The organism is Enterobacter sp. E1, assembly GCF_016809815.1.
Lineage (GTDB): Bacteria > Pseudomonadota > Gammaproteobacteria > Enterobacterales > Enterobacteriaceae > Enterobacter > Enterobacter adelaidei.
The window spans coordinates 514,773-535,598 of the sequence record NZ_JAFBJM010000002.1; the positions used below are offsets into that span (position 1 = coordinate 514,773).

The 20,826-nt window shown below is 51.1% G+C and carries 18 protein-coding genes; 7 read left to right on the plus strand and 11 right to left on the minus strand.

What is annotated here, in order from left to right:
* Nucleotides 1–117 precede the first annotated feature (117 nt).
* Nucleotides 118–480, minus strand: a complete 363-nt coding sequence (locus tag JGF26_RS08570; protein ID WP_323673943.1) for a YcgJ family protein — start codon at nt 478–480, stop codon at nt 118–120.
* 374 nt (nt 481–854) lie between these two features.
* On the opposite strand from JGF26_RS08570, the gene JGF26_RS08575 reads away from it, so the two are divergent.
* From JGF26_RS08575 to JGF26_RS22520, 3 genes are all read left to right on the plus strand, one after another.
* On the plus strand, nt 855–1,196 hold the full coding sequence (locus JGF26_RS08575; protein WP_134707671.1) for a hypothetical protein: 342 nt from the start codon (nt 855–857) through the stop codon (nt 1,194–1,196).
* Nucleotides 1,197–1,807: 611 nt separating this feature from the next.
* Nucleotides 1,808–3,622, plus strand: coding sequence for a hypothetical protein (locus JGF26_RS08580; RefSeq protein WP_134707670.1), 1,815 nt, complete (start codon nt 1,808–1,810; stop codon nt 3,620–3,622).
* A gap of 832 nt (nt 3,623–4,454) precedes the next feature.
* Nucleotides 4,455–4,637: an HNH endonuclease gene (locus JGF26_RS22520; RefSeq protein ID WP_276321484.1), complete on the plus strand. Its 183-nt coding sequence runs from the start codon at nt 4,455–4,457 to the stop codon at nt 4,635–4,637.
* A gap of 156 nt (nt 4,638–4,793) precedes the next feature.
* Here the strand turns inward: JGF26_RS22520 and JGF26_RS08590 are convergent, their stop codons facing one another.
* The gene (locus JGF26_RS08590) at nt 4,794–6,176 is read right to left on the minus strand and encodes an HNH endonuclease signature motif containing protein (protein ID WP_134707669.1); all 1,383 of its coding nucleotides are present in this window, start codon (nt 6,174–6,176) and stop codon (nt 4,794–4,796) included.
* A gap of 297 nt (nt 6,177–6,473) precedes the next feature.
* Between JGF26_RS08590 and JGF26_RS08595 the strand changes: the two genes are divergently transcribed.
* Nucleotides 6,474–6,692, plus strand: a complete 219-nt coding sequence (locus JGF26_RS08595; protein WP_134707668.1) for a hypothetical protein — start codon at nt 6,474–6,476, stop codon at nt 6,690–6,692.
* A gap of 146 nt (nt 6,693–6,838) precedes the next feature.
* Here JGF26_RS08595 and guaA read toward each other — a convergent pair whose 3' ends face one another.
* Together guaA and guaB are read right to left on the minus strand one after the other, a co-directional pair.
* Nucleotides 6,839–8,416 (minus strand): glutamine-hydrolyzing GMP synthase, encoded by a 1,578-nt coding sequence (guaA, locus tag JGF26_RS08600; RefSeq protein WP_024908661.1) that lies wholly within the window; start codon nt 8,414–8,416, stop codon nt 6,839–6,841.
* 67 nt (nt 8,417–8,483) lie between these two features.
* Entirely contained in the window at nt 8,484–9,950 is a 1,467-nt protein-coding gene (guaB, locus tag JGF26_RS08605) for an IMP dehydrogenase (RefSeq protein WP_028016101.1), read from the minus strand.
* Nucleotides 9,951–10,109: 159 nt separating this feature from the next.
* Here guaB and xseA point away from each other — a divergent pair, with 159 nt between their 5' ends.
* Genes xseA through JGF26_RS08620 form a run of 3 tightly spaced genes read left to right on the plus strand, consistent with a single transcriptional unit; the run spans nt 10,110 to nt 12,912 of the window.
* Nucleotides 10,110–11,483 (plus strand): exodeoxyribonuclease VII large subunit, encoded by a 1,374-nt coding sequence (xseA, locus tag JGF26_RS08610; RefSeq protein ID WP_134707667.1) that lies wholly within the window; start codon nt 10,110–10,112, stop codon nt 11,481–11,483.
* 58 nt (nt 11,484–11,541) lie between these two features.
* Nucleotides 11,542–12,561, plus strand: coding sequence for a M4 family metallopeptidase (locus JGF26_RS08615; protein WP_134707666.1), 1,020 nt, complete (start codon nt 11,542–11,544; stop codon nt 12,559–12,561).
* The gene (locus JGF26_RS08620) at nt 12,562–12,912 is read left to right on the plus strand and encodes a protealysin inhibitor emfourin (RefSeq protein WP_028016098.1); all 351 of its coding nucleotides are present in this window, start codon (nt 12,562–12,564) and stop codon (nt 12,910–12,912) included.
* Here JGF26_RS08620 and JGF26_RS08625 read toward each other — a convergent pair.
* From JGF26_RS08625 to hisS, 7 genes are all read right to left on the minus strand, one after another.
* Nucleotides 12,909–13,130, minus strand: a complete 222-nt coding sequence (locus tag JGF26_RS08625; protein ID WP_129323998.1) for a zinc ribbon domain-containing protein — start codon at nt 13,128–13,130, stop codon at nt 12,909–12,911. The genes JGF26_RS08620 and JGF26_RS08625 overlap by 4 nt on opposite strands.
* Nucleotides 13,131–13,180: 50 nt before the next feature.
* Nucleotides 13,181–14,215: a Gfo/Idh/MocA family oxidoreductase gene (locus JGF26_RS08630; RefSeq protein WP_134707665.1), complete on the minus strand. Its 1,035-nt coding sequence runs from the start codon at nt 14,213–14,215 to the stop codon at nt 13,181–13,183.
* 61 nt (nt 14,216–14,276) lie between these two features.
* Nucleotides 14,277–15,818 carry a peptide MFS transporter gene (locus JGF26_RS08635; protein WP_028016095.1) on the minus strand — a complete coding sequence of 514 codons (1,542 nt, stop codon included), beginning with the start codon at nt 15,816–15,818 and terminating at the stop codon, nt 14,277–14,279.
* A gap of 301 nt (nt 15,819–16,119) precedes the next feature.
* A complete protein-coding gene (gene der / locus JGF26_RS08640) occupies nt 16,120–17,595 on the minus strand; it encodes a ribosome biogenesis GTPase Der (RefSeq protein WP_024908655.1) in 1,476 nt (491 codons plus the stop codon).
* A gap of 112 nt (nt 17,596–17,707) precedes the next feature.
* Nucleotides 17,708–18,886, minus strand: coding sequence for an outer membrane protein assembly factor BamB (bamB, locus tag JGF26_RS08645; RefSeq protein ID WP_028016094.1), 1,179 nt, complete (start codon nt 18,884–18,886; stop codon nt 17,708–17,710).
* A 10-nt stretch (nt 18,887–18,896) separates the two neighbouring features.
* Entirely contained in the window at nt 18,897–19,517 is a 621-nt protein-coding gene (locus tag JGF26_RS08650) for a YfgM family protein (RefSeq protein WP_028016093.1), read from the minus strand.
* A gap of 13 nt (nt 19,518–19,530) precedes the next feature.
* On the minus strand, nt 19,531–20,805 hold the full coding sequence (gene hisS / locus JGF26_RS08655) for a histidine--tRNA ligase (RefSeq protein ID WP_028016092.1): 1,275 nt from the start codon (nt 20,803–20,805) through the stop codon (nt 19,531–19,533).
* Nucleotides 20,806–20,826: the final 21 nt, after the last annotated feature.

The window sequence follows — 20,826 nt, forward strand, 5'->3', positions numbered from 1 at the left end:
AATCCTTAATGAAATATTTAATTTCGGCAAGCATATCATCATCTAAAATATACGCTGCAAAATATAATTTATATCCCTATAACGTAGCCTCTGTCTGTGGTCTCTTTTGCATCATTGTTATTCACCAAAGAGCAGCTTTGTGTACTTTTTAGAGACCGCCCCGGAGCGCTGACCGTTGGTGCCATAATAACGATCTTCACGACACAGCCGTTCCTTCACATCGCAGAAAATGCCGTTAGCAAAGGTGAATTCGGTCAGATCGACATCGCTCGACGTGAACACCTCGTTTGCAGCAGCCTTCTTGCCGAGATACTTCTCGGTCAGCTCACGGGAAATTCCCTTGTCATTGGCGCATACATATCGGTCGCAGAGCACGCCTGACACTGGCGAATGGAGTTTGGCCGGGGTCCTGGCCTGAGCGGACATGGCGGACACAGCCAGCAGCGCGGCCACAAAGCATGAGAGTATTGTCTTGTTCAAGATGATAACCTCCGTTGGTTAATGAGTGTCGGATTTGTACCGGGCACGATGGAACCATCATGAGGGGCGAAAAAAAACTGGAAGGTTCTGAGTTTCAACAGGAAATGCCCTGTTTAGTTTTTTGTTGACCTAAACGGTCGTCGAAAGTTCAGGTTGGGGGTAATTGTAAGGGCCCTATTCAGGTGAGTCATGCGATTTTAAAGAGCTGAACTACTATGCTCTACACGGAGTGGGCTTGTGGGGCGGGGCGAGTCCGGTGTGAGCGAAGAGCAGACATATCGTTCAAGTCTATAGATTCTGCAGTGTTACTCACCTCGTTTTTAATAAACCACTATGTTAGTTTGTGAAGTCTATACCAGCGTTAAGGAGATGCTATGGGTGTTGAATTGCACATAACGAGAGCTGAATTTTGGGCAGATAATGAGGATGCGCAGATAACCGCTGATGAATGGCTTAGCTACATTAATAACGATAATGAATTAAGCAGATATATTATAAACGGCGATTACAACGCCTTGTGGTCAGGTCACTCTTTGTACGAAGAACCATGGCTTGACTGGAGCGCAGGTAATATTTATACCACATGGCCCGATACATACCTGTACAGAAAGATGTTGCGGATTGCAAGACACCTTAATGCCCAAGTAATGGATGATGATGGTACGATTTACAGTGACGAATCGCAGTGGGAGTATGATCCGTCAACTAATGCATAATGTCTACTGTTGGCTCGCAGAGGTTAGGCTGGCTGGTCCTCAGGTCTGCTTTGAGCGAGAAGCGGAAGTTCGCAATTTTGATCACCGCACAAGGCGCATTGCTATGTTTTGTTAAAAAATTTTTTCTATGTCTAAACACGAAAGTTACAATGGCGTTTTTATTTCAAAAAACGGTCAATTTTCCGGATTTCTTAAAATTTCTGCTCCCCAATGTCCCGGGTCGTCAGGCCAATTGCGCTAACCGGCACGCCGGCAAGCTCCGCCGAACCGACAGAGGCAACAGAAGCAACAGAAGCAACAGAAGCAACAGAAGCAACAGAAGCAACAGAAGCAACAGAAGCAACAGAAGCAACAGAAGCAACAGAAGCAACAGAAGCGGCATTTAGGGCCTAGTGGCTTGGCCTTTGCAAAAAAAAAACAACCTAAATCAAATTTTTGCAGTTAAATACTGCGCGAGTCAATAATTGACATTATTTTAGATAATTACTTTTAATGTCTTATGTGCTAATGTGATTTTCTGAATCTAAACTATTTTATTTCCCCTTTAGTTTTCTCTGAGATGCTGTCTAGTTCTTCTTGAACATTCAAATGTTAATTATAAGGACATCAAAGTGACTAAATATATTTTCAGTATCAATGATTTAATTTTATCAAAAAACGCACAATTTTTTAAGTTAAAGAAATCTTTATCAAGAAATAAAATAATAAATCTTTTTAGAAGCATCTCCTCGATAAAAGATGGTGCCTTTCTTATAAAGAAAATTAAATCTGAAGCTGTTGTAGGCGATGAAAATTTAACTTACTCTTTGGTATCCTTTAAAATTATGGAAGAGCCTTCATTTCTACAAGGCACTAGCATTTCAGAAAGCAAGTATGCATATCTAATGATCTTGGAAGTTCAGGATTTTTTAATAATATCGAAGAAAAATGTTGATGCAATTGAAAGCGAGTTAGAAAAGTTCATAGAATACTTTGAGTTTGATAAATTTTCAAACTTTAATGGAAGACTGAATCCAGAGTATGAAAAAATTAGCATGAGGAATATGTCACTTTCAGATGCAGTGATAAGAAATAGAACAGTGGAAGCAAAAAATCTAAGTGGCATTCTTTCTCCTAACACGACTGGACGTTCAATTCCAAGGGTATTTAGAGTCAAGACGGGAAATGATATATTTACTTTGACGCCAAATACTTCACGAATAGGATACAAAGATAAAAAAGTGGATTTTTTTAATTTCTGCTCATGGGCAATAGCCACAGTAAATGAATTATCCAACACAGCCTCATTGTCAAGTAAGTTAATGGCAGGTTTCTCTTCCCCAATTACTTTGAGTGAATTATTAGCAAAAAAAGTCAAGCCAAAAGCTATTTTTATAGATCTTAGCGAATTGGATGATATGGTACGTGGTACGTCCCATAATTTGACACTAACAAAAGACCTGCCTCATGGAGCGGTGACGTTAAGTTCCGTTGAACTTGATAAATTTTTCAATGGATTTAAATCATCATATTTATTAGATGGTGAAACGCTAACCAATTTAAGAATCAAATTCAAATGTCGTCTAAGATTCAATACTAAAGTTGTTACTATAGTATCCAAATATCTCGATGGCATAATGATTAATGAAAATGGTTCTCAGTTAATGTCGCTTAGTAAATATATTAACAACTTTAAGCCATTCACTATAACCTTCGATTCCCCCCAATATTGCTATCATGGTCGTTCGTGTTTTGAAGATAAGACAATGTTAAATAATTTGAATATTTTCCTGTCCGTTTTTGATGATAGCTTTGATTTTTCAACAATCAGATCGGAAAAAGAGAAAGATGATAAACAATCTTATCCAGCAAATATTAAAAGATTTCCAGTGAGATCGCTATTTAGACGAGTGGAAAACATCTATTCAAATAAAGGTGTTATTGTGATTTGTGACGATATGAATGATGAGTGGGCCGACCACATTGTGCTGGATATCACAACAGGAAATCCATCCATAAAGTTTATTCATTCTAAATATATTAAAAAAGAGAGTTATGGCGCCAGTAAGTTTCATGAAGTTATAAGTCAAGCTTTGAAAAATATTGGTAGGTTGCATTCACCAAAAGAACTCTACCTTGATAAGTATGATAATGAGTGGTCTTTAAAATATTTACAAACGCAGATTAGTAGAGTTAGACCAATTGACACATCCAGGAAAGACATTGAGTTAGCTCTTGACAAAATTAATGAAAGTCCGAAAACTAATAGGGAGTTAATATTAGCCGCTCCTTTTTTAAGGAAACAAACATTAATCGATGAGTTGGAAATCATCAAGGAAAATCAGTCAGCCAAACCTTATACTGTTCAGCTAATCTGGCTTATAAATACATTTTTGAGTGCATGTATTGAGTACGGAGTAAAACCCAGTATTTTATGTAAGAAGTGAACTGAATTATCCAAGGCTGGCTGTTTATATAAGCCAGCTTGCTTTCTTTAATACTTAGGAATTTAAGTTAAAGTGAAACCACACCCACTTATAACATGTCTAACTTTAGCCAAATTACTAAATCCATTATTCCGCCTCACAATTCCTTAATTTATACTAGAAATTTCCCGCGCAATAAATAGCAAGTCATTGATAAAAATGGTATGAAACTGAACGCAAAGTACCAAGTGGGTGAAGAAGAAGAGGTATATGGCCTGATATTTGAGCCCTAAGGACCGGCGCATAGAAAAAAGATTATGATGTTGCCCTCGATTATATCGTTGAACGACTTATTTATTCCGGGGTAAAAAAAGTCGTTGTGTATTTGACCTCATCACTAATTAGAAGACATATACCATCTATAGCTGAAAGAAAAATACATACTGGTGATGTATTTTTCTTTAGTGGGAAACTACCATTCCGATATTCTCTAAGAAATGTGTATTTATCAGACTCATTTGAGCAGCACTGGTAAAAAAGATGCACCATCAGGGAACAGAACTAAGCAAGCAATGATAAATGTTCCTGGTGTCAATAGTGCTGAGTTTTGGAAACCTATCATATACGGAGATACATCAGCGCTTTTCGAGCCTATAAATGATTAGAGTGTTCTAAGTAAAATGATCAGTAAGCAAATAAAAGTTCCTTTGAACGAACCCGAGGGATATAAAAAATTGGAACATTAAAAAGAGTTCAGAAGGTTTATATTCGGGATCCTGCTGTTAAAGTTTGGGTATTGTAAAAAAAGAGTAAGGGAGTTTGTGAAAGATGTGGTGAAAATGCACCGTTCTTAATAAATGGCGATACCCAATATCTCGAAGCCCATCATGTGATACCAGTCTCTTTATCTGGTGCTGACACCATAAGCAATTGTATTGCACTATGCCCGAATTGCCATCGGGCATTGCATTACAGCCAAAATTCGGAAGAGTTGATCGAGGAACTTCTTATAAACATAAAAAGATTGCAAAGATGAGTGTTTTGTTTTACTGGGGTACTTATAGGTGAGCAACATCCGCTCCTGGCCATATAGGAAGTACTAGGAAAGGGTGATTAGTGGCGGAAATTACACTGGTATCAACAGCGGCAGTTTTTTTATGCCCTGCTTCAAGGTAGCGCTGCATGGCGTATCTCAATTTGCATCTCTCAGGTATTCACCCCAGCGAGCAGCCAGTTTGTCTTTGTTCAGGCGGTAATGCATTGGGGTGATCACACGGCCTTCATATTCCTCAAACTCAATGCCTGGTTTGAAATGAACAGTCATTGTCTCAGGATTAATTCCCATCTTGTTCGCGTCAAACAGGCGGTGCAGAGTAGGTGACAGCAGAATGCCGTTGCTCGCGCTGTAATCCCCTTTGGCCGCGCTTTCAATGTGAGCGGCATCCAGTACACCGCCCAGGTGTTTACCGGACACGGCACAACGGTAACCGAAGTTGTAGCAAAGCTCTGCTTTAAACTCAGCCTGGATTGCCGCATCGCGCTGACGCACCAGACGTTCGGAGGAGCCGCCTTTCAGCTCGCGGCCATCGCGCAGCGGGTTGATATCCTGCTCTCCCAGCTCCTCCATATCTTTCGGCGTTTCGATGCTGATATCCAGCGTCTGGCGGAGGTTTGATAAGCGCGCTTCTTTAAATGGATCGTGAGATACCGGTAATGGTGCGGTCAACTCTACGGCGGCCGTTTCGTTAATAATCTCCGGCGCGACAACAACTGAATCATTTGCTCCAGGTGCGGTAATTGCAGCAGCCAAGTACTGTGCGAGCAGTTGCTCTGCCGTATAACCACTTTCATGGTGTTTATGTACGAACATCGCAAACTCGTGACGGCTTGCAACGGGAACCATCTTCATGGCCTTCTCAATACCCGTCAGTTTGCGCCTCATGGTGGCCTCTCTAGGCTTAGGCAGCGGAAGATCGTATCTTTTAATGGTAGCCGCTGGCGTGTCAGCCCCCTCTAACCGCTTCTCGTTTCCGCTAAAGCTGATAACTTCAGGCTTAGCTACTGGGTTCTGATGTAATACCGCTCCAAAGGTCAATTTCTTTTGAGGTGCGGATGACCGTGACGCGTCGCGTGCAATCGTCCACGCATCCACTTTGCTGCTAGCGGGCTTTTTTTTCAGCAGATGAAGGGTTTTGGCTCTGAGTTTGCCCGGTTTCTGGCGGTTATCCACGGTAGCCGGTGTGGCTAGCGGCGGGACGCGCGATGCTACAATCTTTTCCGCGCTGGCTCTGCTTTGCTGTTGATGTTCTTTGGCTCGAAGGCGTTTAACCTCTATAGTACGGCACTGGCCGACCAACGTATCTCGTTCCATATCGTACGTGATTTCAGCGACGTTTTTTCCGCGTGCCAACTGGATGGTGATATTCTTCCAAATAGAAACGCCCAAGTACTGACTTTTCCCGATCTTGAGGTTGGCCATAACCTCATCGGCTTGCTTATGACGCTGATCTTCCAGCTTGCGTGCTGCAATCTGCTCAGGTGTTATGTAGTTTTTCGCCTTGCGTTTCTTCGCCATTGTTGCCTCTTGCCCGATAGCCACTGGGGTGATTAGTTAAGGTATGTACTTTCACCTTAACTTATAGAAAACACAGGCCTCATTTTACAGTTGATATGTTCCCCGTTACTCAACACAAACTGATATCAACAACATCTGCTCCTGGCACAGAGCAGACAGAGCAGATACAGAAGCATGATGTCCGCTGTGAGCGAGGTGCGAACGCTGATCTTTCATCTTTGTACGATTTACGCTCTGGCCTGATCTGACGTATATATCATAGATACAGGAACTCGCAAGCATGATCGGAGATGGCATATGCTGATATATAACGTTTTTGGACGGCATATTGGTGTTCAACGTAAGCATGATCGGTGGCTGGTATTTCGTGCTGACCTGACGGAGAGAAAGTTTTCTCGACTCTATGACATCGCTATTCCTGACGATATGACTGAAGGTGAGATTGCCGGCTGGCTGGGTGACATTTTCCATGAAACCGCAACCGATCGTCATCCAAATGTGGAACGCATCGAATAAGGATTTAATGGATAGCATTACGTTGCGCCCGCTCCTGGCACTCACCTGAGATGGTCTTGCCAGCCATGGCCCAAAAAAAAGCCCGCAATCTGCGGGCTTAGAGATAATTTAGAACCTGTTAGTACCAGACTTTTCCGGTTGGGAAATCATTCCCACTCAATCGTAGCCGGTGGCTTACCGCTGATGTCATACACCACGCGGGAAATACCGTTAACTTCGTTGATGATGCGGTTAGACACGCGGCCTAAGAAGTCATACGGCAGGTGCGCCCAGTGCGCGGTCATGAAGTCGATGGTTTCCACCGCACGCAGGGAAACAACCCAGTCGTACTTACGGCCATCGCCCATTACGCCTACAGAGCGAACCGGCAGGAACACGGTGAACGCCTGGCTCACTTTGTTGTACAGGTCAGCTTTGTGCAACTCTTCGATGAAGATCGCGTCCGCGCGACGCAGCAGGTCGCAGTACTCTTTCTTCACTTCACCCAGCACGCGCACGCCCAGACCCGGGCCCGGGAACGGGTGACGGTAGAGCATGTCGTACGGCAGACCCAGTTCCAGACCGATCTTACGCACTTCGTCTTTGAACAGCTCGCGCAGCGGTTCAACCAGACCCATCTTCATCTCTTTCGGCAGGCCGCCCACGTTGTGGTGAGATTTGATAACGTGTGCTTTACCGGTTGCGGAGGCCGCAGACTCGATCACGTCCGGGTAGATGGTGCCCTGCGCCAGCCACTTCACGTCGTCCAGCTTCAGCGCTTCTTCGTCGAACACTTCCACGAACACGCGGCCGATGATTTTACGTTTCGCTTCAGGATCGTTCTCACCTTTCAGCGCGTCCAGGAAGCGCTGCTCGCCTTCCACGTGAACGATGTTCAGACCGAAGTGGTCACCAAACATGTCCATAACCTGCTGGGCTTCGTTCAGACGCAGCAGACCGTTGTCGACGAAGACACAGGTCAGGTTTTTGCCGATGGCGCGGTGCAGCAGCATCGCGGTCACGGAGGAGTCCACGCCGCCGGAGAGGCCGAGGATCACTTTGTCATCGCCAACCTGCTGGCGGATACGCTCAACGGCGTCGTCGATGATTTTTGCCGGGGTCCACAGGGCTTCACACTGGCAGATGTCACGCACGAAGCGCTCCAGCATGCGCATACCCTGACGGGTGTGAGTCACTTCCGGGTGGAACTGCACGCCGTAGAAGCGTTTTTCTTCGTTTGCCATGATGGCGAACGGACAGCTCTCGGTGCTGGCAACGGTCACGAAGTCAGACGGGATGGCGGTGACTTTGTCGCCGTGGCTCATCCACACGTCCAGCAGCGGTTTGCCGTCTGCGGTCAGGGAGTCTTCGATACCGCGCACCAGCGCGCTGTCGGTGACAACTTCTACCTGCGCGTAGCCAAACTCACGCTCGTTAGATCCTTCGACGTGGCCGCCAAGCTGCATTGCCATGGTCTGCATGCCGTAGCAAACGCCGAATACCGGCACGCCAGCTTCGAACACGTACTGCGGTGCGCGCGGGCTGTTCTCTTCGGTGGTGCTTTCCGGTCCGCCGGACAGGATGATGCCGCTTGGATTGAATTCGCGAATCTGTGCTTCCGTGACATCCCACGCCCACAGTTCACAGTAAACGCCCAGTTCACGTACGCGACGCGCCACCAGCTGAGTGTACTGAGAACCAAAGTCCAGGATGAGAATGCGATGTTTATGAATGTTTTCCGTCATTGACGCTAATTCCGAGGCAAGTGAAACAAAAACAGAGCGCCCGGCAGGAGCCGGGCGCGGAAACTTATCAGGAGCCCAGACGGTAGTTCGGGGACTCTTTGGTGATCGTCACGTCGTGAACGTGGCTCTCCTGGATACCCGCACCGCTGATGCGTACGAATTCCGCTTTAGTACGCAGCAGGTCAATGGTACCACAGCCGGTCAGACCCATACAGGAGCGCAGGCCGCCCATCTGCTGGTGAATGATCTCTTTCAGACGGCCTTTATAGGCAACGCGACCTTCGATACCTTCCGGTACCAGTTTGTCAGCGGCGTTATCGGTCTGGAAGTAACGGTCAGAGGAACCTTTGGACATCGCGCCCAGAGAGCCCATACCGCGGTAAGATTTGTAAGAACGGCCCTGGTAGAGTTCGATTTCACCCGGGGATTCTTCGGTACCAGCCAGCATAGAGCCTACCATCACCGCAGCAGCACCTGCGGCGATCGCTTTGGCGATGTCACCAGAGAAGCGGATACCGCCGTCAGCGATAACCGGAATACCGGTGCCTTCCAGTGCTTCAACCGCGTCAGACACTGCAGTGATCTGTGGAACGCCCACGCCGGTGACGATACGGGTAGTACAGATGGAGCCAGGACCGATACCCACTTTCACCGCGCTGCAACCAGCGTCAGCCAGTGCGCGAGCACCTGCGCCCGTCGCCACGTTACCGCCGATGATCTGCAGATCAGGGTATTTAGCACGGGTATCACGAATACGTTGCAGAACGCCTTCAGAGTGGCCGTGAGAGGAGTCAATCAGCAGCACGTCAACGCCCGCAGCAACCAGCGCATCAACACGCTCTTCGTTACCGGCACCCGCGCCAACTGCAGCACCTACGCGCAGACGGCCATGCTCGTCTTTACAGGCGTTAGGTTTACGTTCTGCTTTCTGGAAATCTTTAACGGTGATCATGCCTCGCAGGTGGAAGTTCGCATCCACAACCAGCGCTTTCTCAACGCGTTTTTCGTGCATTTTAGCGAACACGACGTCACGGGCTTCGCCTTCACGAACGGTTACCAGACGCTCTTTCGGTGTCATATAAACACTGACAGGCTGGTTCAGGTCGGTCACGAAACGCACGTCACGACCGGTAATGATACCGACCAGTTCGTTGGCTTCAGTCACAACCGGGTAACCGGCAAAGCCGTTACGTTCGGTCAGGGCTTTCACTTCGTGCAGGGTAGTGGTTGGCAGAACGGTCTGTGGGTCAGACACGATACCGGATTCATGTTTCTTCACGCGGCGAACTTCTTCTGCCTGACGCTCGATAGACATGTTTTTGTGAATAAAGCCGATGCCACCTTCCTGTGCCAGGGCGATAGCCAGGCGCGCTTCAGTCACGGTGTCCATTGCCGCAGAGAGCATAGGAATGTTCAGGCGAATGGTTTTCGTCAACTGCGTGCTGAGATCGGCAGTATTCGGCAGAACAGTGGAGTGAGCGGGAACAAGGAGGACGTCGTCAAACGTCAGTGCTTCTTTAGCGATACGTAGCATGGGCAATATCTCTGACCTGGGTGGTTAAATATTGCCGTGGCATTATACAGAGCGTAACCGATTGCATCCACACTTTTTTATAAAAAAACCTTGCACTCCCCTCTCAGCAGGTTACTATCGACTGAATAACTTGCTGATTTAGAATTTGATCCCGCTCACATGTTATCCTCTCAAACCCCTTCAATTTTTACTGTTAGCCGCCTTAATCAAACGGTTCGTTTACTGCTTGAGCAGGAAATGGGGCAAGTGTGGATCAGCGGTGAGATCTCAAACTTCACGCAGCCGTCATCCGGTCACTGGTACTTTACGCTAAAAGACGATACCGCCCAGGTGCGCTGCGCGATGTTCCGCAACAGCAACCGTCGCGTGACGTTCCGTCCTCAGCACGGCCAGCAGGTTCTGGTGCGCGCCAATATCACGTTGTATGAGCCGCGCGGCGACTATCAGATTATCGTCGAGAGCATGCAGCCTGCGGGCGAAGGCTTGCTACAGCAGAAGTATGAACAGCTAAAAGCAAAACTCTCGGAAGAGGGGTTGTTCGACCAGCAGTTCAAAAAGCCCCTGCCGTCTCCTGCCCACTGCGTTGGGGTTATTACTTCAAAAACCGGTGCGGCCCTGCACGATATTTTGCACGTGCTTAAGCGTCGTGACCCTTCTCTGCCCGTAATCATCTACCCAACCGCCGTACAGGGTGACGATGCACCGGGCCAGATTGTCCGCGCCATTGAACTGGCGAATGCGCGTCAGGAGTGCGACGTGCTGATAGTCGGACGTGGCGGCGGCTCGCTGGAAGACCTGTGGAGCTTTAACGACGAACGTGTCGCACGGGCGATTTTCGCAAGCCATATCCCTGTCGTGAACGCCGTCGGGCACGAAACGGACGTCACCATAGCGGATTTTGTTGCGGATTTACGCGCCCCTACGCCTTCCGCAGCAGCGGAAGTGGTGAGCCGCAACCAGCTGGAACTGCTGCGTCAGCTTCAGAACGGCCAGCAACGTCTGGAAATGGCAATGGACTACTTCCTCGCAAACCGTACCCGTCGTTTTACCCAGCTTCATCATCGACTGCAGCAGCAGCACCCACAACTGCGACTGGCGCGTCAGCAGACCGTCCTGGAGCGCCTGCGTCAGCGTATGAATTTCGCGCTGGATAACCAGCTCAAGCGTGCGGTGTCGCGTCAGCAGCGCGTCACGCAGCGCCTGAACCAGCAGAACCCACAGCCGAAAATTTATCGCGCGCAAACGCGGATCCAGCAGCTTGAATATCGTCTGGCAGAGAATATCCGTACACGACTGAGCTCAACCCGCGAACGCTTTGGCAATGCGGTGACCCATCTTGAAGCGGTCAGCCCCCTCTCCACGCTGGCGCGCGGCTATAGCGTGACGACGGCGACAGACGGCAAAGTGCTGAAGCAAACTAAACAGGTGAATACCGGTGATGTGCTGACGACACGTCTTTCAGACGGTTGGGTTGAAAGCGAAGTGAAATCAATTAAACCGGTGAAAAAAACGCGCCAGCGTAAAACCGGATAATTCTTCGCCGGTTACTTACTATACTGCTGCTATTCCCTTTTTTAATAAGGAGAGCAGCATGTCCCATCGTCATAGCGTTATTCCCCCTTATATTCTTCGTCGTATTATCGAAAGCGGTTCAGAGCCGCAACAGCGCTGCGCCCGCCAGACCTTAACCCATGTCCAGACGCTGATGGCCCACATGCCGGGAAAACCTGCCGCGCCGCACGTGAATAAAGCCGGACAGCTGGAGCGCGATATTTACGACGCGAAGCAGACCCAGGAACTGCCGGGTTCGCAGGTGCGTTACGAAGGCCAGTCTTCAAACGGTGATGTGGCGGTGGATGAAGCATACGATTATTTGGGTATTACCCATGATTTCTTCTGGAAAGAATATCAGCGTGACTCACTCGATAATAAAGGGCTTATTTTGACCGGTACCGTGCATTACGGTCGGGAATATCAGAACGCCTTCTGGAACGGTCAGCAGATGGTATTCGGCGACGGTGACGAGGAAATCTTTAACCGCTTTACCATCGCCATCGACGTGGTGGCACATGAGTTGAGCCACGGTGTGACTGAAACCGAAGCCGGGCTTATCTATTTTGAACAGTCTGGCGCGCTGAACGAGTCGCTGTCAGACGTGTTTGGAACCCTGGTCAAACAGTATCATCTGAAGCAAACCGCCGACAAAGCAGACTGGCTCATTGGTGAAGGGCTGCTTGCAAAAGGAATCAACGGTAAAGGGCTGCGCTCGATGTCTGAACCCGGTACTGCCTACGACGATCCGCTGCTCGGCAACGATCCGCAGCCCGCGCACATGAAAAATTTCATTACAACGCGCGAGGATAACGGCGGCGTCCACCTGAATTCCGGCATTCCCAACCGGGCATTTTATCTGGCCGCGACGGCGATCGGCGGCTACGCCTGGGAAAAAGCGGGTTATGCCTGGTACGACACAGTTTGCGATCGCAATCTGGCGCAGGATGCGGATTTTGAGGCCTTCGCAAAACTGACGATAGCGCACGGAGAGAAACGCTCCGGTGGCGACGTTGGAGCGGCCATTAAGCAAGCCTGGGAACAGGTGGGAGTGCTGTAAATGCAGGTTCCGGAACTGACGGATGACGCCGTAGTTGAGCTGGCCCGTGAAGGCGGCGTCGCTTTTATTCCTAAGCTGAGCGGCCAGCGTACCATCGCGCTTTCTTCGCTCAATGAGGCTCAGCGCCAGCGCGTGGTGAGCATCCTGGAGCAGGCCTTTCCGCGCGGTCAGCCGCCGGGACAAGCCTCGTCACCCGGCAGCGGCGACCAGCGCTATTTCCGCATCCAGATTATCTGGACCGGGCAAAATCAGGCGCACTACGCCGATATCATCGTGCTGGTACCGGAGCAGGAGGCGCCCGAGTCGCTGATCGAGCTGTGGCAGAAAGGCGAAGGCTGCGTGTGCGATTAGCCTTCGGCCTGAACGAACTCCACGCGTTTTTTAGAGATAAGACCGTGGCCGTTCTGGCAGAAATAGTCCACCGCGCCGCAGGCTTTTAATACCTGGAGCGGCTGATGGCATTCCGGGCAACGGGCTTCAAGCGCAATGTCTTTATTACAGCTGTCGCAATGTGCCACCCCGTTCAGGGGCTCAAGCTGTGTCTGGCAATCCGGGCAGGTAATCGTCATAGTGACTCCTTTAGCGCATTCATGTCTGTGATAATTTTACCACGTTGCGTTCAGTGCGGGCCACGCAACTGTTGCTGCAAGGTCAGCAGCAGCGTCACTTCATCGATCCTGCGGCGCGTGGTGCGACTCACCTCTTGCGGAGCCCGTTCATACAGACTCCTGACGCCCAGAATATGCTCTGCAAGACAGTGTTCGTAGATTGTGCCGGGAATTTTCCAGCATTGACGGGTCTCGCCATTTATCAGCTCCAGCACATCTTCTGTGCCGTGCCGGTCGTAGCTGATAGTGCCCCCGTCCCTCAAGCAGAGCCGTAAACCTTTTTGCCCGCCCGCGGGTCCCGCGTATTTGTTAAGCCAGATATCCACCGGCACGCCGCTGATGCAGCCCTGAAGATGCGCCTCGCCTTCCGCAGTGGTCAGGTCGCCTTTTGCGATTTCGCGACCCAGCCGGTCTTTAGCCGTGACGACCTGCAACGTCATATCGTCATGGCCTCCCAGATAACGCACCGTTTCGCGCAGCATCGCCAGCACGTGCGTACCGATATCCAGAATCACGCCATCAGGATGGCAAAGCGTACGGGTATCCGGCTCGCCCGTGGCAAAGTTAAGCGCGATGGGTTCTCCAGCTACGTTATAGCCACTCGGCTCCTGCAAAAAACCGTCGATTTTGACGATGTCAGAAATATTGCCCACCAGCGACCGCTTCACCGTTTCAATGCGCGCCATCCAGTGGTCGAGCGCCAGCACGCGAGATGCCACACCGGGTTTTGCCAGCAGCGCGTTGAGCTTTTCTATTTGGGGAAGCGTGGCGACTACCGGTTTTTCAACCACAATGCGTGGAACGGGCGAGGCAATCGCCTGCTCCAGCACCTCAAGATGATGCAGCGATGCAGTGGTGATAAACAGGGTATCCAGCGGTATAGCAAGAAGTTCCGCAAGGGAAGTGCAGCGCGTAACGCCTTCAGGGTGCTTTGCGGGAAGAACATCAAACCCGAAACAACGAACCGAGTGACCAAAAAGATGTCGCAACGCGGGCATATACGCGGTTTCCACTACCGCGCCAAGACCAACAAATCCTAACTGCATAATTTCACCTCAGGGAATACAGTGCCGGGGCGTAACGTCTGCCCCGGCACACTGAGGTTTATCAGGCGTTAGCAGCCGGTTTAGTCTGCGCATTTTCCAGCATACGACGCACTGGAACAATGAGGACGATCAGTACCGCGGCACAAATCAGCAGCGCGACAGAACAGCGAGCAAAGAGATCCGGCAGCATATCCAGCTGGTCGGCCTTCACGTGACCGCCAATCAGGCCCGCAGCCAGGTTCCCCAGCGCACTGGCGCAGAACCACAAGCCCATCATCTGACCACGCATTCTCTCTGGCGCCAGCAATGTCATGGTCGCCAGGCCTATCGGGCTCAGGCACAGTTCGCCGAGCGTCAGCATCAGGATACTGCCCACCAGCCAGAACGGCGACACGCCCGCGCCACCATTACTCAGCACGTTTTCTGCCGCCAGCATCATCAGGCCAAAACCTGCCGCAGCACACAGAATACCGATAACAAACTTGGTGATACTGCTCGGACGAATGTTCATGCTCGCAAGCTTCGGCCATGCCCAGCTAAATACCGGTGCCAGCAGGATGATGAACAGGGCGTTAATTGACTGGAACCACACCGCCGGGATTTCGAAATCACCGATCATGCGGTTAGTGTAGTCGTTGGCGAACAGGTTGAACGAGGTTGGCTTCTGCTCAAACGCAGACCAGAAGAAGGCCGCAGAGATCAGCAGAATAAAACAGACCAGCAGTCTGGCGCGCTCTTTACGGTTCAGGCCTGCAAAAACAAACAGATAAATAAAGTAGAGGGCCACGGACGCCGCAATCACGTAAACCAGTACGCTGGCTACCGCGACCGGGTTAATCACAATCACGCCCTGGGCGATCAGCGTGACGATCGTCGCCACACCTGCGGCCAGCGCCAGGAGCCACACGCCCACGCCGTTACGCTTCACAACCGGGCTGTTCCAGGTGGAGTCCAGACCGACTTCGCTGTCATAGCGTTTCATCGCCGGAACGGCAAACACGCGGAAGATAATCAGCGCGACCAGCATCCCGATACCGCCAATACCAAAGCCCCAGTGCCAGCCGTGGGTTTTGATCAGCCAGCCGGAAATCAGTGGCGCGATGAACGAGCCCATGTTGATGCCCATGTAGAACAGCGAGAATCCGCCGTCACGACGCGCGTCACCTTTTTTGTACAGAGTACCGACCATCACCGAGATACAGGTTTTGAACAGACCAGAGCCGAGCACGATGAACATCAGGCCGATAAAGAACAGGTTATCGCCCATGATGGCCGACAGCGCGATCGACAGGTGACCGAGCGCAATCAGAATCGAACCGTACCAGACGGCTCTCTGCTGGCCGAGCCAGTTATCGGCCAGCCAGCCACCCGGCAGTGCGGCCAGATACATGGTCCCGGCAAAGATACCGACAATCGCCGAGGCGTTTTCGCGCGCCAGCCCCATCCCGCCGTCATATACGGTGGCGGCCATAAACAGGATCAGTAACGGGCGAATGCCGTAAAACGAGAAACGCTCCCACATCTCGGTGAAGAACAGAGAACCGAGCGGATACGGATGGCCGAAGAACGTTCGGCTTTCTTTTTGATTAACAGAGGATTGCATAATTCTCCCGAAAGGTATGTCGTCGTGCTTGTAAACACCAGCAAGTACGCCGGTCAGTTACGTATCTGACCGATTTTTTACATGTGGCGAAAAGTTAGTTAACCATTTGATAACCAGGCGCTAGTTTTGTCTAGTACCGGACCCCGGACTTTAAGATGAAAATTCGACTATTGTCTACTTTCTTAGATTTAAACTTGGTTAAAAGTGAATAGTGATTGACTTCACACAGAGAAAACCGACGGTATGATTGAGCGAAAAAAAAGCCCGCGATAAACGCGGGCTTTGGTGAGATCTGCAATGATTATTTGCTTTTCTTAATGTGTTTAATCAAACGCTTACGCTTACGCATCTGGTTTGGCGTCAGGGTGTTGCGCTTGTTGGCGAACGGGTTTTCCCCTTCCTTAAACTGGATACGGATAGGCGTACCCATCACGTCGAGCGATTTACGGAAGTAGTTCATCAGATAGCGCTTGTAGGAGTCCGGCAGGTCTTTCACCTGGTTGCCGTGAATCACCACGATTGGCGGGTTATAACCACCGGCGTGGGCATATTTCAGCTTCACGCGACGACCGCGCACCAGCGGCGGCTGATGGTCTTCTGCAGCCATGTTCATGATGCGGGTCAGCATGGCGGTACTCTGACGACGGGTGGAGCTGTCATACGCTTCACGCACCGATTCGAACAGGTTACCCACGCCGCTGCCGTGCAGCGCGGAGATGAAGTGCACGCGAGCAAAGTCGATGAAGCCCAGACGGAAGTCGAGGGTCTCTTTCACCTGCTCTCTCACTTCATTGCTCAGGCCATCCCATTTGTTGACCACGATAACCAGTGAGCGCCCACTATTGAGGATGAAGCCGAGCAGAGAGAGATCCTGATCGGAGATACCTTCGCGAGCATCAATAACCAGCAGCACCACGTTGGCATCTTCAATCGCCTGCAGGGTTTTGATAACGGAGAATTTTTCCACCACATCGGTGATTTTTCCACGCTTACGTACGCCTGCGGTGTCGATGAGGACATACTCACGCTCATCGCGCTGCATAGGGATGTAGATACTGTCACGGGTGGTGCCCGGCATGTCGTAAACGACCACGCGTTCTTCACCCAGGATACGGTTAGTAAGCGTAGACTTACCTACGTTTGGACGACCCACGATAGCCAGCTTGATCGGCAGATCCTGCGGGTTGAAGTCGTCTTCAGGCTCTTCTTCTTCGCCCTCTTCTCCGTCTTCAAACTGCGCCCAGTATTCGGCGTCTTCGTCCACCTCTTCTGGCGGGTTAACTTCGTCGACCCACGGCAGCAGAACGGTTTCCAGCAGGCTGGTTACGCCACGGCCATGCGATGCCGCAATTGGGTAGATTTCGCCCAGGCCCAGAGACCAGAAATCCGCGATTGCCTGATCGGCATCGATGCCGTCAGTTTTGTTCGCCACCAGGAAGGTCGGCTTTTCGCGTGAACGCAGATGTTTGGCGATAGCGGAGTCCGCTGGCATCAGGCCAGCACGGGCATCCACCATGAAAAGCACCACATCGGCCTCTTCAATTGCCAGCAGCGACTGCTCTGCCATGCGGGTTTCAACACCATCTTCAGTGCCGTCAATACCACCGGTATCAATACAGATGAACTCGCGTCCTTCTACTTCTGCACGACCGTACTTACGGTCACGCGTCAGCCCCGGGAAATCCGCAACCAGCGCATCACGGGTGCGTGTTAAACGGTTAAAAAGAGTGGATTTTCCAACGTTAGGGCGCCCGACAAGCGCGACCACAGGTACCATGTTTGAAGCCTCATAAAATTCAAAATAACGTCGCTTTCGCGGCGTTTTTAAAAATGTCAAAACGGCTCCTGAATGAACAGGAGCCGTTTAGTATACTACAACCGCCGGGTAATTAACGCGTGATCGCGTACAGCGTGCCGTCTTTTGCCTGAATCAGCAGTTTACCATCGGCCACAACCGGATCGGTCAGGAAACCAGAGCTGTCGACTTTTTGCTGTGCAACAAAGCGACCATTTTCTGGATCAATCCAGTGCATATACCCTTCGCTGTCACCAACCACCAGGCTACCGTTGTACAGCGCTGGCGCTGTCAGCAGACGGTGCAGCAGATCGCTTTGCGTCCACAGCGTCACGCCACCTTCGGTGCTCAGCGCCAGCAGACGGTCGTTCTGGTCAACCATATAGATGCGGTTACCCTCAACGATGAAATCATTCACCGAGCCCAGCTCACGTTTCCACATGATCTGGCCGCTGCGCAGATCCAGCGCAGTCAGGTTACCGTTATAGGCCAGCGCGTAAACCACACCGTTAACGATAACCGGCGTTGTGTCGACGTCGCTCAGACGGTCAATTTCCGTTGAGCCCGTAGCCTGAGAGATACGCTGCTGCCAGATCATCTGGCCTTGCTGCATCAGCACTGCGCTCACGCGACCGTTGTCACCGCCGACAATGGCAGCACCAAACGCGGTAGCCGGTGCGGATTCGCCGCGCAGAGAAAGCGCTGGCATATCCAGGTTAACGGTCCATTTCACCAGTCCGTCCGCTTCGTTCAGCGCCTGCAGCTGACCGTTGCTGGTATGAATCAGCACCAGGCCGTCACTCACCACCGGACGAGACAGGGATTCACCCGCCACGGTCGTTTGCCAGGCAATGGAGCCGTCGCTGCTGTTCAGGGCATAAACCTGTGCTTTTTCGCTGCCCACGTAGACATGACCACCGGCAACCGTCAGGCCACCAGACAGCAGTGCAGGTTTACGGGAGAACCAGCCGTCTTTTTCCGCCAGGTTAATCGACCACACTTCTTTTCCGTCATCAGCGTTCACCGCTTTCACGGTACCTTTGCGGTCAGCCGCATAGATTACGCTGTCGGCAAAGGCCGGATGAAGGTTGGAATAGAAATCACCAATCCCATCACCCACGGAGGTGCTCCACGCAGTGGATGGGGTAAACTGGTTTTCAACCGTCGGCAGTGGGGACATTTTCACAACGTCTTCTTCGCCACTGAACAGTGAACAACCACTCAATAACGTAACAGAAAGCAGTCCTGGCAGAAGTAATTTACGCAATTGCATCGGGTCCCTCTCAGACGGACAAATTATTTATTTTCATCTGCATCATTTCGCTCAGCGCAGGTGATGCCTGACTATCCACGCCAGCTTGCCACGCTTTACGCGCGCCCGCTTTGTCACCTTTGCTCAGCAGTGCTTCACCGCGCAGATCGGCAACGATGGCAGCAAAACCCTCACCTTTGATGGTATCGAGCGTTTTCAGCGCGTCGTCAGCTTTTTTCTGCTGAACCTGGATACGTGCCAGACGAAGGTTGATAACCGCTTTCAGGTTTTCATCGCTGGCGGCCGCAAGGCCCTGAGACAGCTGAGCAGCCGCTTTATCCAGTTCGTTCTTATCAACGTACTGCTGTGCTACTTCCAGTGCAGCCAGTGCACCGTAGGTGTTTTTGTTATCAGCCGCAAACTTTTCGGCTGCCGTCAGCGTTTGTGGCTGATCGGCTCGAATTGCGCTCACGGTATTTTCATAGGACAGGGACGCGCCACGCGCGGAATCCGCCTGATGATTGTTCCAGTAACGCCAGCCTATCAGCGCACCGACACCTAAAATAACCCCAACAACCAGCGCTTTGCCGTTTTCAGCGAAGAAGCGTTTAATCGCGTCGACCTGATCGTGTTCGTTCTCGTAAATTTCCACGCAGTCCTTCTCCTTAGCCTAATAGAGTGCGCAAGTGCGCCGCAACGCCGTCCTGCGTTACCGTTGTCTGCTCACCAGAGCGCAGGTCTTTCACTACTACTTCGCCGTTAGCCACTTCGGACTCGCCCAGCACCAGTGCAATACTTGCGCCCCACTTATCGGCACGAGCAAACTGTTTTTTAAAGTTGCCGCCGCCGTGGTTGGTCATCAGCTTAACCTCCGGCAGTGCATCGCGCACGCGTTCAGCAAGCTGCATCGCCGCAGACTGCGTATCCGCACCTGAGGCCACCAGGTATATATCGACAACGGAATCTGCTTTAAATTCCGGATTAACTGCCTGAACCAGCAAAACAAGTCGTTCAAGACCCATCGCGAAGCCAACCGCAGGGGCTGCACGGCCACCTAACTGCTCTACCAGACCGTCATAACGACCGCCCGCACACACGGTGCCCTGCGAACCGAGGCTTGAGGTAACCCACTCGAATACAGTGCGGTTGTAGTAGTCCAGACCGCGCACCAGGCGCTGGTTAACGGTGTAAGCGATACCTGCCGCTTCAAGCAGCTTGCACAGGCCCGCGAAGTGTTCGCGAGACTCTTCATCCAGGTAGTCACCCAGCGCAGGCGCATCGTTCAGCAGCGCCTGTACATCTGCGTTTTTGGAATCCAGAACGCGCAGCGGGTTGCTGTACATACGACGTTTGCAGTCTTCGTCCAGCTTATCTTTATGCTGTTCCAGGAACGCCACCAGCGCGTCACGGTAGTTTGCGCGTGCTTCCAGAGAGCCGATTGAGTTCAGCTCCAGCGAAACGTGCTCAGAAATCCCCAGCGCGCGCCACCAGCGAGCGGTCAGCATAATCAGCTCAGCGTCAATATCCGGCCCCTGCAGGCCAAAGACTTCCACACCCAGCTGGTTGAACTGGCGATAACGACCTTTCTGGGGACGTTCGTGGCGGAACATCGGGCCGATATACCACAGGCGTTGCTCCTGATTGTACAGAAGACCATGTTCGATGCCGGCGCGTACGCAGCCCGCCGTCCCTTCCGGACGCAAGGTCAGGCTGTCGCCGTTACGGTCCTCAAAGGTGTACATCTCTTTTTCAACCACGTCGGTGACTTCGCCGATCGCGCGTTTGAATAACGGGGTCTGCTCTACAATCGGCAAACGGATTTCGCTGTAACCGTAGCTGCCGAGCACCTGCTTCAGTGTGCCTTCAATGCGCTGCCAGATGGCGGTTTCGCCAGGCAGATAATCGTTCATGCCGCGGATGGCTTGAATGTTTTTTGCCACGTTTATTCTCTTTCTATATAC